11 protein-coding genes and 1 pseudogene are annotated in these 13,282 nt (G+C 62.5%); 5 read left to right on the top strand and 7 right to left on the bottom strand.

Going from position 1 to position 13,282, the window contains the following annotated elements:
- The coding region (locus AKL28_RS25070) for a hypothetical protein (protein WP_231602447.1) at positions 1-228 on the bottom strand (228 nt) is incomplete at its 3' end.
- Between AKL28_RS25070 and AKL28_RS15265 the strand changes: the two genes are divergently transcribed.
- Entirely contained in the window at positions 227-883 is a 657-nt protein-coding gene (locus AKL28_RS15265; protein WP_169801853.1) for a DUF1120 domain-containing protein, read from the top strand. The two genes, AKL28_RS25070 and AKL28_RS15265, sit on opposite strands and share 2 nt — an antisense overlap.
- A 110-nt stretch (positions 884-993) precedes the next feature.
- On the opposite strand, the pseudogene AKL28_RS15260 reads toward AKL28_RS15265, so the two are convergent.
- A pseudogene (locus AKL28_RS15260) lies at positions 994-1,275 on the bottom strand (DUF1993 family protein); the annotation flags it as partial.
- Between the two features lie 150 nt (positions 1,276-1,425).
- On the opposite strand from AKL28_RS15260, the gene AKL28_RS23955 reads away from it, so the two are divergent.
- Entirely contained in the window at positions 1,426-2,478 is a 1,053-nt protein-coding gene (locus AKL28_RS23955; protein WP_169801852.1) for a fimbrial protein, read from the top strand.
- 172 nt (positions 2,479-2,650) lie between these two features.
- On the opposite strand, the gene AKL28_RS15250 is transcribed toward AKL28_RS23955, so the two are convergent.
- The 5 genes from AKL28_RS15250 to AKL28_RS15230 form a co-directional block, all read right to left on the bottom strand.
- On the bottom strand, positions 2,651-3,154 hold the full coding sequence (locus AKL28_RS15250) for a DUF1993 domain-containing protein (RefSeq protein WP_050469022.1): 504 nt from the start codon (positions 3,152-3,154) through the stop codon (positions 2,651-2,653).
- A 136-nt stretch (positions 3,155-3,290) separates the two neighbouring features.
- Positions 3,291-4,820 carry an efflux transporter outer membrane subunit gene (locus tag AKL28_RS15245; protein ID WP_050469026.1) on the bottom strand — a complete coding sequence of 510 codons (1,530 nt, stop codon included), beginning with the start codon at positions 4,818-4,820 and terminating at the stop codon, positions 3,291-3,293.
- A 33-nt stretch (positions 4,821-4,853) separates the two neighbouring features.
- Entirely contained in the window at positions 4,854-8,078 is a 3,225-nt protein-coding gene (locus AKL28_RS15240) for an efflux RND transporter permease subunit (protein ID WP_050469021.1), read from the bottom strand.
- Positions 8,079-8,149: 71 nt separating this feature from the next.
- The gene (locus AKL28_RS15235; protein ID WP_050469020.1) at positions 8,150-9,361 is read right to left on the bottom strand and encodes an efflux RND transporter periplasmic adaptor subunit; all 1,212 of its coding nucleotides are present in this window, start codon (positions 9,359-9,361) and stop codon (positions 8,150-8,152) included.
- Positions 9,362-9,371: 10 nt separating this feature from the next.
- A complete protein-coding gene (locus tag AKL28_RS15230) occupies positions 9,372-10,244 on the bottom strand; it encodes an alpha/beta hydrolase (RefSeq protein WP_231602446.1) in 873 nt (290 codons plus the stop codon).
- Positions 10,245-10,550: 306 nt separating this feature from the next.
- Between AKL28_RS15230 and AKL28_RS15225 the strand changes: the two genes are divergently transcribed.
- The 3 genes from AKL28_RS15225 to AKL28_RS15220 all read left to right on the top strand — a co-directional run bounded on the left by AKL28_RS15225 (position 10,551) and on the right by AKL28_RS15220 (position 13,235).
- Positions 10,551-11,570, top strand: coding sequence for a LysR family transcriptional regulator (locus tag AKL28_RS15225; protein WP_050469019.1), 1,020 nt, complete (start codon positions 10,551-10,553; stop codon positions 11,568-11,570).
- Positions 11,571-11,717: 147 nt separating this feature from the next.
- Positions 11,718-11,918: a hypothetical protein gene (locus AKL28_RS24510; protein ID WP_156226359.1), complete on the top strand. Its 201-nt coding sequence runs from the start codon at positions 11,718-11,720 to the stop codon at positions 11,916-11,918.
- Positions 11,919-12,230: 312 nt separating this feature from the next.
- Positions 12,231-13,235 carry an AraC family transcriptional regulator gene (locus tag AKL28_RS15220; RefSeq protein WP_050469018.1) on the top strand — a complete coding sequence of 335 codons (1,005 nt, stop codon included), beginning with the start codon at positions 12,231-12,233 and terminating at the stop codon, positions 13,233-13,235.
- Positions 13,236-13,282 lie beyond the last annotated feature (47 nt).

Below are 13,282 nucleotides of genomic sequence, written 5' to 3'. Positions count from 1 at the left end.
ACCTTTACATCCGTACCCGGCCATCAGCGCCAGGATAAAACCCTTGTGGCGCAGGATCATCTTGACCTTGAGTTGTTCCTGATTTGTCGCCAAGCAATGCCGTATTTTTGAGATTTTTCTCATATAAATTCGAGATATGAATTGGCAAACTGGCGTCACTGCATCAAGCAAATAAAGCCCGCCAATAGTGCGATGCACATGAATGCAGCCAAACAGGGAAACCATCATGCACAACGTCATCGTCCGCTCCGCCCTCATCGCAATCGCCACTCTGGTATCGGCTAGCGCCTTCGCCGGCCCTACGGCTGAACTGAAGGTGACGGGGGTGATCAAGCCGCCGGCCTGCCAGCCTGGCTTCAGCGGCGCTGGTGTGGTGGACTATGGCGTTATTCCCGCTGCATCGCTCAAGGCTGGCGAAAACAAGCGCCTGGATGTGCGTCAGGTGACGCTGAGCGTGACCTGCGACAGCGCCGCCAAGGTGGCCATGAAGTTTTCCGATAATCGGGCCGCTTCGCGGGTCGCTGGCGTCACCGGGCTGACGGTCCTGAATGCGCCGGAAGATTTCAACTATGGCCTGGGTACTGTGGCAGGCAAGAATGTCGGCGGCTATTACCTGACTCTGGACACCGGCACTACTGCCGATGGCGTTGCCGTGAGCAACATGTGGTCTAGCAATGGTACCAACTGGCACAACAATGCCGGTTTCCTGCAGCACGAAGGGCACCTGTATGCATTCGGTGACAGCAACAGGCAGCCGGTGGCGTTTCGCCAGCTGACGGTCAAGATCAATGTACATGCCTCGCTCAACAAGCCGGAAAACCTGCCCTTGACGCAGGAAGTGCCGCTTGATGGCCGGGCCACGGTCGAGTTGGTGTATCTCTGAGAAGAAGCACGGACGAAAAAAAGCCCGCCAAAGGCGGGCAAGTACCATGGGAAATTCTTCAGTTCATCACGGCCCGCATCGCAAGATGCGGGCCGTTTCCTTTGCGCCGCTTACAAGCCGAGATAATCCATCTTGCCCAGCTTGACGCCTTTGTGGCGCAGGATGCCGTAGGCGGTCACCACATGGAACATGAAGTTGGGCAGGCCGAACTGGGTGAGGTAGGTCTGTCTGCTCATGCCGTGTTCTTCGCCGCGCAGGATCATCTTGACCTTGCGTTCTTCCTGGCCGTTGATGGCGTCGGCAGGGATGCCTTCGAGGAAAACGATGGTCTTGTTGATACGTGCCTGGAGCTCGTCGAAACTGGGCTCTCTATTCGAGGAAATGTATGGTGCCGCGCCTGAGAGATATCTCGAGCCGGCGAGATACGTGTGGGGGGATTTATCTTAAGAAAAGACGGAGCGCCATATCGAGACTTTTCTCATATAAATGTTCTCCAGGGCTGGGTACCATTTCATAGAAATGTGCCTATGAGATTGAATGCTATGAATCGCTATTATCAAGTTCTGCCCAGAAAAATAGTTGCATCGATTTTTCTATTGTTTGGTTTCTCTTATGCAGGTGTGGCCGTTGCGCAAGACTGTAGTTATGCCGCTGGCGTCATGCGTCCGGTCAAATATCCTATTCCGCACATAGGGCATCCACCTAACACCCTGCCTTATAACCAAACGCAATTTACTGTTACCGGGAACGAGCAAGTTGGTAAGGTGTTGTGGATCAGTCAGCTGACAACGGGGGATGGTTCAAGCTCTGTTTCTTGTGGCGGCCATCTCATTCCGCCCAAGGCGATGGGGTTGAGCGTCAATACGGTCGCTATCGCTGGATATAACGTCATTCGAAGCAATATTCCAGGAATCGGAATTGTACTCGTCAGCTACAACGGCGTCCCCAGCGAAGGATATGCATCATATCCATCGTCCTCCAAGCCAGATTGGTACACTCATTCCACGAATTTTATGCTGTATGGAATAAAGCTCATCCGTATTCCCGGACAGCTTTCTCCGGGCACTATCACGATGTCGCCATCATCCTCTCTCTTGGCCACCTTTTTGGTCGGCGACAATCGGCTTCCATTTGCGGAGTTCTACTATGGACTTTCATCGTCCATGGAAGGTGGAGGCGGTGGCACTTGCCGTTTCTCGGTGTCTCCCAATCCCGTGGACATGGGGAGCGTGCCCTTGAACAGCCTTAGCGTCGGCGGCAGTTCTCCGGAGAAAATTATCAACATTACTGCCACAAACTGCTCAAAAACCAATGCCCGAATGAGCGTCAGGCCAATGGTTGCGACCATTGGCACCAATTGCTCCGGCCAGATGGAGAACACGGGCTCGGCCAGGGGAGTCGGGATCGCACTGTCCTATGATGGACCCGACACATACGTTCCCGTCTGCTGGAATCGGGACTTTACCCCTTGGGAGGATATTCGCTCTCCAACTATGCGTCGCTATAGGTTTTCCGTCGCCATGCGGCGTTTCCAGCAAAATGCAACCGGCGGCACGGTCCAGGGACGCATCATCGTTACGGTGAACTATCCGTAAGATTACGGTGGAAGAATGCAGTCAAGGACTCCATCTGCAATCGCTCGGCGGATGAGAAGACAACTTGACGACATACTAGTGGCGCCAACCAAGCTGGCGGTAAGTACTACGGGAAATTCTTCCGTTCATCACGGCCCGCATCGCAAGATGCGGGCCGTTTCCTTTGCGCCGCTTACAGGCCGAGATAATCCATCTTGCCCAGCTTGACGCCCTTGTGGCGCAGGATGCCGTAGGCGGTCACCACATGGAACATGAAGTTGGGCAGGCCGAACTGGGTGAGATAGGTCAGGCCGCTCATGCTGTGTTCTTCGCCGCGCAGAATCATCTTGACTTTGCGTTCTTCCTGGCCGTCGATGGCGTCGGCCGGGATGCCTTCGAGGAAGACGATGGTCTTGTTGATGCGCGCCTGCAGTTCGTCGAAGCTGGTTTCGTCATCGGGGAAGTTGGGGGCGGCCAGGCCGGAAAGGCGGCTGGCGGTAGCCTTGGCGGTGTCGCTGGCGCGCTGGATCTGGGCCGACAGCGGATACATGTCGTCGAACAGGCGAGCGCCGATCAGCTCGCTGGCTTCCAGCTTGTGTTCGTCGGTGTGCTGCTCGGCTTTGTCGAGCAGGGTGGAGAGGGTTTGCAGGCCACGGATCAGGAACGGGATGCTGGCTTGATGGAGGGTGATGGGCATGGCGTTTTCTCGTAAGTTGGTCTGATGTTCGGTGTTGCGTTGTCCTGAGCTGTCGTCCTGACGAAAGCCGGGGCCCGGCGTTGTGCAGCAAACGCCACCGGGTCCCAGCTTTGGCTGGGACGGCGGCGCTGTTGAATCACTGGGCCGATGACAATTTGGTTGCCACCGGTGTCCCCCAGCCGCCGCCCAGGGCGCGGATCAGGTTCACGGTCGAACGTGCGCGTTCGCCATCCAGCTGCACCGAGACGCGTTGCTGCTGCAGCACGGTGCGGTCGGCGTCGATCACGTCGAAGTAACTGACCGCGCCTTCCCTGTACTGCGTGTGCGACAGCTTGGCGGCACGCGCCGAGGCGGCTACGGCTTCGTCCTGCGCCTGGTTCTGGTCGCCCAGGATGCGCAGGTTGGCCAGGTTGTCTTCCACTTCGCGGAAGGCGTTCAGGACCGTGCCGCGGTAAGTGGCGACTTGTTCCTCGTAACTGGCGCGTGCACGGTCAACCCCGGCCTGGCGGCGGCCGCCGTCGAACAGCGGCATGCTCAGGGCGGTACCCACCAGCGGGCCCAGCAGGAAGGTGCGGCTGGACCAGTTGAACAGGTCGCCCAACTGCGCCGACTCGTAGCCGAGTCCGCCGGTCAGGTTCAGGCTGGGGAAGAAGGCCGACTTGGCCACGCCGACGCGGGCGTTGGCGGCAGCCATTGCACGTTCGGCGGCGGCGATATCCGGGCGGCGCTCAAGCAGCGTCGACGGCAGGCCGGATGGGATGCCGATCGAGATGCGCGTGAGCGGACGGGCCGGCAGCGAGAACTCGGCCGGTGTGCTGCCCAAGAGGATCGCCAGCGCGTGTTCTGCGGTGGCGCGCTGGCGTGCGATGCCGAATGCTTCCGATTGCGCCGAGGCCAGTTCGGACTTGGCACGCGCCACGTCGACCTCGCTGATGTCGCCTTCATCGAAGCGGCGTTGCACCAGTTTCAGCGACTGGCCGCGCAATTCCACGGTGCCGCGGTACAGCTCCAGCGCGGCATCCAGTTCGCGCACCAGGAAGTATTGCTGGGCGACGTCGGCCTGCAGCGCCAGCAGCACCGAATGGAACAGCGCTTCGCTGCGCTGGGCGTCGGCGGTGGCGGCATCGACGTTGGACGATACGCGGCCGAACAGGTCGACCTCATACGACACGCCGACCTGGGCGCGGTACAGCGTGAACGGTTGCGTGTTGGCGTCGGCCGGCAGGCTTTGCGAGGCGGGCGACTGACGCTGGCGGGTGGCGCCGATGCCGGCGTCCACCTGCGGGAAGTAGGCCGAGCGTGCATCCTTGGTCAGCGCACGCGCCTGGCCCAACCGGGCGGCGGCGGCCTTGAGGTCCTGGTTGGCTTGCTGGGCGCGGTCTTCCAGGGCGTTCAGGCTGTCGTCGCTGAAGATCTTCCACCATTCGCCGCGGGCGATGTCTTCGGACGGCTGGGCTGCCTTCCATTGGCTGCCGTTTTCACCGGCTACCGTGGTTTGTGGTGCGGCCTCCTTGAAGGCGGCCGGGGTATCGACCGAGGGCCGTTCGTAGATCGGCGCCACCGAGCAGCCGGCCAGCACCAGCAGTGCGGCCAGCAGCGCGGAACCGATACGCACGGGGCGCAGCAGGCGGCCGGCCAGGCCGTGGCCTGAAGTGAGGGAGTTCATGTTGATTGCATTCATTTTTCTACTCCAGAGAAATCAGCGGTCTTCCTGCGAACCGGGGGCAGCATGCGCGACTTGTTGCACATGCGAGCCGGCGGTCATTGGCGCCTCATGGTGCGAGGCCGAGTGCAGCTTGCGGCGATCGACGGTGCGCAGCAGGACATAGAACACCGGGGTCAGGAACAGGCCGAACAGCGTCACGCCCAGCATGCCGAAGAACACCGCGATACCCATTGCATAGCGCATTTCCGAACCGGCGCCGGTCGAGGTCACCAGCGGCACCACGCCCATGATGAAAGCGATCGAGGTCATCAGGATCGGACGCAGACGCAGGCGGCTGGCTTCGATCGCGGCTTGCACCGCGGTGCGGCCCTGCATTTCCAGTTCGCGGGCGAACTCGACGATCAGGATCGCGTTCTTGGCCGACAGCCCCACCAGCACCATCAAACCGATCTGGGTAAAGATGTTGTTGTCGCCCTTGGTCAGCCAGACGCCGGTCAAGGCGGCCAGGATGCTCATCGGCACAATCATGATCACCGCCAGCGGCAGGGTCAGGCTTTCGTACAGTGCAGCCAGCACCAGGAACACCAGCAGCACGCTGATCGGGAACACCCACACGCCGGCATTGCCTGCGAGGATCTTCTGGTAAGTCAGGTCGGTCCATTCGAACTTGATGCCGCGCGGCAGGGTCGCTGCTGCGACACGTTCGGCCGCGGCCTGGGCCTGGTCGGACGAGTAGCCCGGCGCCGGGCCGCCGTTGATGTCGGCAGCGGTGTAGCCGTTGTAGCGCACCACCATTTCAGGGCCGAAGGTCTGCTTGACCTTGACCACCGACGACAGTGGCACCATCTCGCCGGCTTCGTTGCGGGTCTTCAGCTGCAGGATGTCATCGGCCTTGGCGCGGAACGGTGCATCAGCCTGGGCCCGCACCTGGTACACGCGGCCGAAGCGATTGAAGTCGTTCACGTACAGCGAGCCGAGATAGATCTGCATGGTGTTGAACACATCGGTCACCGGGATGCCGAGCTGCTTGGCCTTGACGCGGTCGAGGTCGACGTCCAGTTGCGGCACGTTGATCTGATAGCTGGAGAACATCGGGCCCAGCGCCGGTTCCTTGGCGGCGGCCTTCATGAACTCTTGCGCGGCACGGTCCAGTTCGGCATAGCCCAGCGCGCCGTGGTCTTCGATCTGCATCTTGAAGCCGCCCAGCGTGCCCAGGCCCATCACAGGCGGCGGCGGGAACACGGCGGTGAAGGCTTCCTTGATGCCGCCGAATTTCTTGTTGAGCGATGCGGCGATGGCATTGCCCGACAGTTCCTTGGCCTTGCGTTCCTCGAAGGGTTTCAGGCCCACGAACACGATGCCGGCCGAAGAGCTGTTGGTGAAGCCGTTGATCGACAGGCCGGGGAAGGCGATGGCGCTGTCAACACCAGGTTCCTTGAGCATGATCTCGCTCATCTTGCGCATCACGTCTTCGCTGCGGTCGATCGAGGCGCCGTTGGGCAACTGGGCGAAGGCCACCAGGTATTGCTTGTCCTGTCCCGGTACGAAACCGCCCGGCACGATGTTGGCAATGCCCACGGTAGCTGCCAGCAGCACCGCGTACACGACCATGGTGGCGCCTTTGCGCTTGATCACGCCGGTCACGCCGCGGCCGTAGTTGTCGGAAGCGCGGTTGAAGAAGCGGTTGAAGCGGACGAAGAAGCCGCCCAGGAAACGGTCCATCACACGGGTCAGCCGGTCCGGCTTCTCACCGTGGCCCTTGAGCAGCATGGCGGCCAGCGCCGGCGACAGGGTCAGCGAGTTGAAGGCCGAGATCACCGTCGAGATGGCGATTGTCATGGCGAACTGCTTGTAGAACTGGCCGGTCAGGCCGGTCATGAAGGCCAGCGGCACGAACACCGCCACCAGGGTCAGGGCGATGGCGATGATCGGGCCCGAGACTTCCTGCATGGCGCGGTAGGTCGCTTCGCGCGGCGTCAGGCCGGCGGAGATGTTGCGCTCGACGTTTTCCACCACCACGATGGCGTCATCGACCACGATGCCGATGGCCAGCACCATGCCGAACAGCGACAGCGCGTTGATGGTGTAGCCGAAGCCCAGCATCAGCGAGAAGGTGCCGATGATGGAGACCGGAACCGCCAGCAGCGGAATGATCGAGGCGCGCCAGGTCTGCAGGAAGATGATCACCACGATCACCACCAGCAGGATGGCTTCCAGGAGCGTATGCACCACCGCTTCGATGGAAGCGCGCACGAACTGGGTCGGGTCGTACACGATGCGGTATTGGACCGAGCTGGGAAAGTCGGCCGAGAGTTCCTTCATCGCCGCGCGCACCTGCTTGGAGACATCCAGCGCATTGGCGCCGGGGGCCTGGAAGATGGGGATGGCGACGGCCGGCTTGTTGTCCAGCAGCGAGCGCAGGCCATATTCGGAGGCGGCCAGTTCCACCCGGGCGACGTCGCCCAGCTTGGTCACGGCGCCATCGGGCGAGCCTTTGAGGATGATGTCGCGGAACTCGGCTTCGGTCTTCAGGCGGCCTTGCGCGTTCACCGAAAGCTGCACCGGCACGTCGGGGGAACTCGGGGATGCGCCGATCACGCCGGCGGCGACTTGCACGTTCTGCTCGCGGATCGACTTGATGACATCGGACGCGGTCAGGCCGCGCTGCGCCACCTTGTTCGGGTCCAGCCACACGCGCATGGCGTAGTTGCCGGAGCCGAACAGGCCCACTTCACCCACGCCCTGGATACGCGCCAGGCGGTCCTTGACGTTCAGGACCGCGTAGTTGCGCAGGTAGGTGGTGTCGTAGCGGTTATCGGGCGAGATCAGGTGCACCACCATGGTCAGGGTCGGCGACGACTTGATGGTCGTCACGCCCAGGCGCTGCACATCTTCCGGCAGGCGCGGCAGCGCTTGCGCGACGCGGTTCTGCACCAGCTGCTGGGCCTTGTCGGGGTCGACGCCCAGGCGGAAGTTGACGGTGATGGTCAGGTTGCCGTCGCTATTGGCCTGCGACTGCATGTACAGCATGTTTTCCACGCCGTTGATCTGCTCTTCCAGCGGCGAGGCCACAGTCTCGGCGATCACCTTGGGGTTGGCGCCCGGATACTGCGCCTTCACCACCACCGATGGCGGCACCACTTCGGGATATTCCGAAATGGGCAGCTGGAACATGGCCAGCACGCCGCCCAGCAGGAGCAGTACCGACAGCACGCCCGCGAAGATCGGGCGGTCGATAAAGAATTTTGAGATATTCATGTTCAGGTTCCTTCAGCTTTTCTCGATGTCAAAGCTGCTGTTTTTCTTGAATGCGATTGGCCGGCTTGGGCTCAAGCCTTGCCGTCGGCCGGCTGGGCTTGCGCTTCGGCGGTCTTGGCTTGCGGCTGCATCGGCACCACGGTCGGCGCGATGGCGTCGCCCGGGCGGATGCGTTGCAGGCCGTTGACCACGATGTGCTCACCGGTCTTGAGGCCGCTCTCGACTACCACCAGGCCGTCCTGGTTGGCGCCGATGCGCACCTGGCGATAGGTCGCGTGGTTGTCCTTGCCGGCCACCATGACGAAGCGCTTGTCCTGGTCGGTGCCGAGCGCCTTTTCATCGATCAGCACGGCCTCGTGCGGTGCGCCGCCGCCCAACCGTACGCGGGCGTACAGGCCGGGGATCAGCTGGCCGTCGCCGTTATCGAACACGGCGCGCACGCGGATGGTGCCCGAGGCGGGGTCGAGGCGGTTGTCCACCGAGCCGACCTTGCCCTGGCGCGAGTAGCCGTCCTCATTGGCCAGGCCGAGGTAGACCGGCACCGTGGCGCCGGCGGCGCGCGCCGGGTTCACGTACTTGAGGAAGCTTTGCTCATCGACGTCGAACGAGGCATAGACCTTGGACACCGAGACCAGCGTGGTCAGCGGTGCGTTGGCCGAACCGGGGTTCACCACGTTGCCTACCGTGACCTCGGCGCGCGAGATGCGGCCGGAGACCGGCGCGGTGATTTGCGTGTATTCCAGGTTCAGGCGAGCGGCGCGCACGGCGGCCTTGGCGGCTTGCACGTTGGCGGCGGCTTCGCGTGCGGCATTCTGCTTTTCTTCAAAATCGCGCTTGGCGATGGCGTTGTCGCCCAGCAGGCGCTGGCCGCGCGCCACGTCCGACGAGGTATAGCCGGCGCGCGCTTCGGCGCCGGCCAGCTGCGCTTCGGTGCGGGCTACTTCAGCGGCGTAGGGGCGCGGGTCGATGGTGAACAGCACATCGCCCTTCTTGACCAGTGCGCCATCCTTGAAGTGCACCTGGGTCAGCGTGCCGCCGACCAGCGGGCGCACCTCGACGCGGTCGACCGCTTCGATGCGGCCGGAGTAAGCCTGCCAGTCGATGATCTGCTTGCTGACCACTTCGGCGACGTCAACCGGGGCAGCCGGTGGCGCTGCCGGGGCAGTGCTGGCGTTGGCCGAGAGGCCGACGGCGGAAATGGCGCCGCCGACCGTCAGGGCGATGACGGCCAGTACGGTGGCGGTGAGGGCGAAGCGGCGGCGCAGGGTAGTGGGAGTGTTCATGTTCTTGTCCTCAGAGAGTGGGAGATGGTTGAAGGTTGAACGGCGTGTAGTCGGTGTTGTTGTCATCGTCGCGGTGTGTGCGGGCAAAGCGGCAGCGCAGGAAATTCACGATTTCTTTCAGCAGTGGGATGTGGGTACGCAGCGCGCCATGCGTGATGCCGTTGAAGCGCGACACTTGCGTATGCACGCCGGCGCGGATCAGGCCGGAGGCGTATTTCTCCGCCTCGGGGCACAGCACGTCGCGTTCGGCAGTAGCGATGAAGGCCGCCGGCAGGCCTGCCAGCCGGCTCACTTCCAGCGGCGCCGCATACGGGTGCAGGCGCTGCATGGTCTGCGGCAGGTACTGGCGGTAGCGCGCGGCGCAGCTTTCGGCGGTCAGGTCCGACTGCAGCCGAGCGGCGTCTCCCACCAGGCGCATGCTGGGGTCGAGCATCGGGCTGATCAGTACCTGGGCCGCCAGCGGTTTGGCGCAGCGGTCGCGCACCATCAGCGTCAGGCTGACGGCCAGGCTGCCGCCGGCGTCGTCACCGGCGACGACCATGCGGTCGATGTCGGCGTTGAGCTCGGCAGCATGCTTGCAGGCCCATACTGCCGCCGCGTATGCGTCTTCCGGCGCGGCCGGGAAGGGCTTGGCCGGCGCCAGCGAATAGCCTACCGACAGCACCACGCTGTTGCTGTAGCGGGCGATGAAGCTGGCCGGCGCATCGGCGTCGTCCAGCGAACCGCCGACGAAGCCGCCGCCGTGGAAGTACATCACCAGCGGCAAGGGTTTTTGCTTGCCGGCGGCCGCATCCTTCACCGGCTGGTACAAGCGCACCGGAATGCGCCCGAGCGGGCCGGGAACGAAAAAATTACGGATGTTGAGGGAATGCGAGCCGTCCATGATGTGCGCCTGGGCCTGAGCCCTTTGTCCTAGAGTGAGGCGGATTGTGCGCCACAGCACGGTCTCAAATAAACTCATATAATCCAACAACACTGTTCGCCAAGTTCGAACAATCGAGGCATCGACATTCGTTATCATTCGGCCCAGGATGGCGCTGGCGACGAAGTCGAGCATGCCCGCCAGGGCGCAGGAAAGCCGCATCCGGACTGGGATGCGGGTTGCCGCCTTATCATTTTTTTGGTGAATTTTCTGGTTTGTTAATCGGTTTTCGCGGCGATCCGGCTGCAAGGCCGAAAGGAGAGAGCGATGGACCGTTTTCAGGCCATGCAGGTGTTTACCGCCGTGGTGGATGCCAACAGCTTCACGCGAGCGGCCGATAACCTGAACTTGCCGCGCACCACCGTCACCACCATCATCCAGGGGCTGGAAAGCCTGCTGCAGGTACGCCTGTTGAACCGCACCACGCGCCGCATCAGCCTGACGCCCGACGGCGCCGCCTACTACGAGCGCTGCGTGCGCATCCTGGCCGATGTCGACGAGACCGAACAATCCTTCCGCAATGTCACGCGCGGGCCGCAGGGCCGGCTGCGCATCGACGTGCCGGCCTCGGTCGGCCGCCTGCTGTTGTTGCCCAACCTGTGCGACTTCTATACCAAGTACCCGGACATCGAACTGGTCATGGGCATGGGCGACCGTCCGGTGGACATGGTGCAGGAGGCGGTCGACTGCGTGATCCGCATCGGCGAGCTGCAGGATTCGTCCATGGTGGCGCGCCGCATCGGCACCTTCCAGACCGTGACCTGCGCCGCGCCGGACTACCTTGAGCGCCACGGCGTGCCGCACACGATCGAAGACCTGCAGCACCACAACTCGGTACACTACTTTTCCAGCCGCACCGGCCGCACCATCGACTGGGACTTCGTGGTCGATGGCGTCACGCGCGAGGTCAAGATGGAGGGCAAGCTTTCCGTCAACGACGGCGACGCCTACGTCGCCTGCGCGCTGCAAGGTTTCGGCATGGTGCAGGCGCCGCTGTACATGGTGATGCCGCACATTGAGGAGGGCCGTCTGGTCGAGGTGCTGTCGCAATGGAAGCCCGCGCCGCTGCCGATCTCGGTGGTCTACCTGCACAACCGCCATCTGTCGCCCAAGGTGCGCGCCTTCGTCGACTGGGTCGCCGAACTGTTCTCCACCTGTCCGCTGCACAAGGCTTGCACCATGGGCATGGAGATGGTCGAGGGCGAATGCCGGTTCGTCAGCAAGGACGAAGCGACCACCGTGCGCAACGTGGTCGAGCAGCACAACATCGCTGAAAGCGTGTTCTGACGCGCATCCGCACGCCATCGGCGCGCCGTGGTGTGCGCCGTGTGCGGGGCGGTTCTCACTAGGGCTGGTGCGGTTCATCGCTGGCCTTTCTTCTGTCCTGCAGGTTTCTCGCGGCGGCACCGCTCCCCGCAGGCTGCACGAGGCGGCTTGCGCGAATCGGAAAGCGTCATCCCCGCCGGCGCGATGTCGGTGAAGATTCTTGAAAACTGGGTTGATGAAGAAGCGGCGCGCTGGTTTGCGCCGGGTTGCTGGTGCTACAGGTACTGCGTGGCGGCCCTGGGGCCGGTTCGTTTACGTGGCTGCGGCGCTCACCTCAGTGGCGAGCCCGGCACGATGTTCACATCGTGAATAAGGGTGTTCTTAGCGTGAGGAGGATTATGCTGGATCGCAGCAGATCTTTCGTGCCGAAAGCTGCCGATTTCCTGCCTGATTCTACAAAGTGGAGATGATTGGGCAGTTTTCTGGAAAAGCCGTATATTGAGCTTGGCCATATCCTGAATATGAAATAAAGGCATAGCCAGGCATGTTTTCCCTTGCTGGAGATCGCGAGCATACCTAATCCTGCTAATTTTTTGCCTATTCCTGCAATGTGTTGCGCGGAGAATCAGGCAAATCGGTGAATTGCGCTAAGCTGGATCTTCATCAGAAACCGGAGCCGCCATGGACCTGAACGAACACGCAGTCTTCGAACCTGCCGCCGGTGCGGCTGGTACGGAACATGCCGCCGTGCCGGCGCCCCTGGACGATTCCGCGCGCTTCGACACCATGCAGCGCGAACTGCTGCAACTGATCGGACGCTACACCGAAGGCATCGAAGGCACCCTGGAAACCGCCATCGAAGGCCTGGGCGTCCATCGCATCACCTGCCCGAGCGGGCCCAAGCACGCAGTGCAAAAGCCGGTCTTTGCGGTGATCGCGCAGGGTTCCAAGCGCCTGCTCGTCGGCGACGAGCTCTATGAATACGACCCCATGCATTACCTGGTGGCGTCGGTCGACCTGCCGGTGGTGGGCAAGGTGATGATTGCCAGTCCCGATGAGCCTTATCTTGGCCTGCGGCTGGAGCTGGACACGCGCGAGATCGGTGCGCTGATCGGCGACGAGGACTTGCCCCAGGCCGTGGTTGCAGATACCGCCGCGCGCGGGATGTACGTCAACCGTCTCGACGCCACGCTGCTGGACGCGGTGTTGCGTTTGCTGCGGCTGCATGAGACGCCGCGCGACATTCCCATCCTGGCGCCGATGATACGGCGCGAGATCCTGTACCGCCTGCTGATGAACGGCCAGGGCGCGCTGCTGCGCCAGACCGTGCTGCAGGACAGCCAGATGAACCGCATCGCCAAGGCCATCCGCCTGATGAGGGACGGCTACGCGCAGCCGTTGCGGGTGGAAGACATCGCGCGCGACGTGCACATGAGCGTGTCTTCGCTGCACCACCATTTCAAGCTGGTGACGGCGATGAGTCCGCTGCAATACCAGAAGAACCTGCGGTTGCAGGAGGCGCGCAAGCTGATCCTGACCGACGACATGAGCGTGGCGATGGCCGCGCACACGGTGGGCTATGAAAGCTCTTCGCAGTTCAGCCGCGAATACAGCCGCCTCTTCGGTGCGCCGCCGCTGCGCGACAAGCGCCGCTGGCAGGAAGAAGAGGCGGCAGTTCTTCAGTAGTCTTTACGCGGGCGCCTGCAGGCTCCGCCGTGCGGCGCTAGAATCCT

This window comes from Herbaspirillum chlorophenolicum, assembly GCF_001189955.1.
GTDB lineage: Bacteria > Pseudomonadota > Gammaproteobacteria > Burkholderiales > Burkholderiaceae_D > Herbaspirillum > Herbaspirillum chlorophenolicum.
This window is presented reverse-complemented; position numbering and strand designations above follow the sequence as displayed.

Coding starts and splice junctions, on each gene's coding strand:
- AKL28_RS15220 (WP_050469018.1), top strand. CDS start 12,231: ATGGACCTGAACGAACACGCAGTCTTCGAACCTGCCGCCGGTGCGGCT.
- AKL28_RS23955 (WP_169801852.1), top strand. CDS start 1,426: ATGAATCGCTATTATCAAGTTCTGCCCAGAAAAATAGTTGCATCGATT.
- AKL28_RS15240 (WP_050469021.1), bottom strand. CDS start 8,078: ATGAATATCTCAAAATTCTTTATCGACCGCCCGATCTTCGCGGGCGTG.
- AKL28_RS15245 (WP_050469026.1), bottom strand. CDS start 4,820: ATGAACTCCCTCACTTCAGGCCACGGCCTGGCCGGCCGCCTGCTGCGC.
- AKL28_RS15250 (WP_050469022.1), bottom strand. CDS start 3,154: ATGCCCATCACCCTCCATCAAGCCAGCATCCCGTTCCTGATCCGTGGC.
- AKL28_RS15265 (WP_169801853.1), top strand. CDS start 227: ATGCACAACGTCATCGTCCGCTCCGCCCTCATCGCAATCGCCACTCTG.
- AKL28_RS15230 (WP_231602446.1), bottom strand. CDS start 10,244: ATGGACGGCTCGCATTCCCTCAACATCCGTAATTTTTTCGTTCCCGGC.
- AKL28_RS15225 (WP_050469019.1), top strand. CDS start 10,551: ATGGACCGTTTTCAGGCCATGCAGGTGTTTACCGCCGTGGTGGATGCC.
- AKL28_RS15235 (WP_050469020.1), bottom strand. CDS start 9,361: ATGAACACTCCCACTACCCTGCGCCGCCGCTTCGCCCTCACCGCCACC.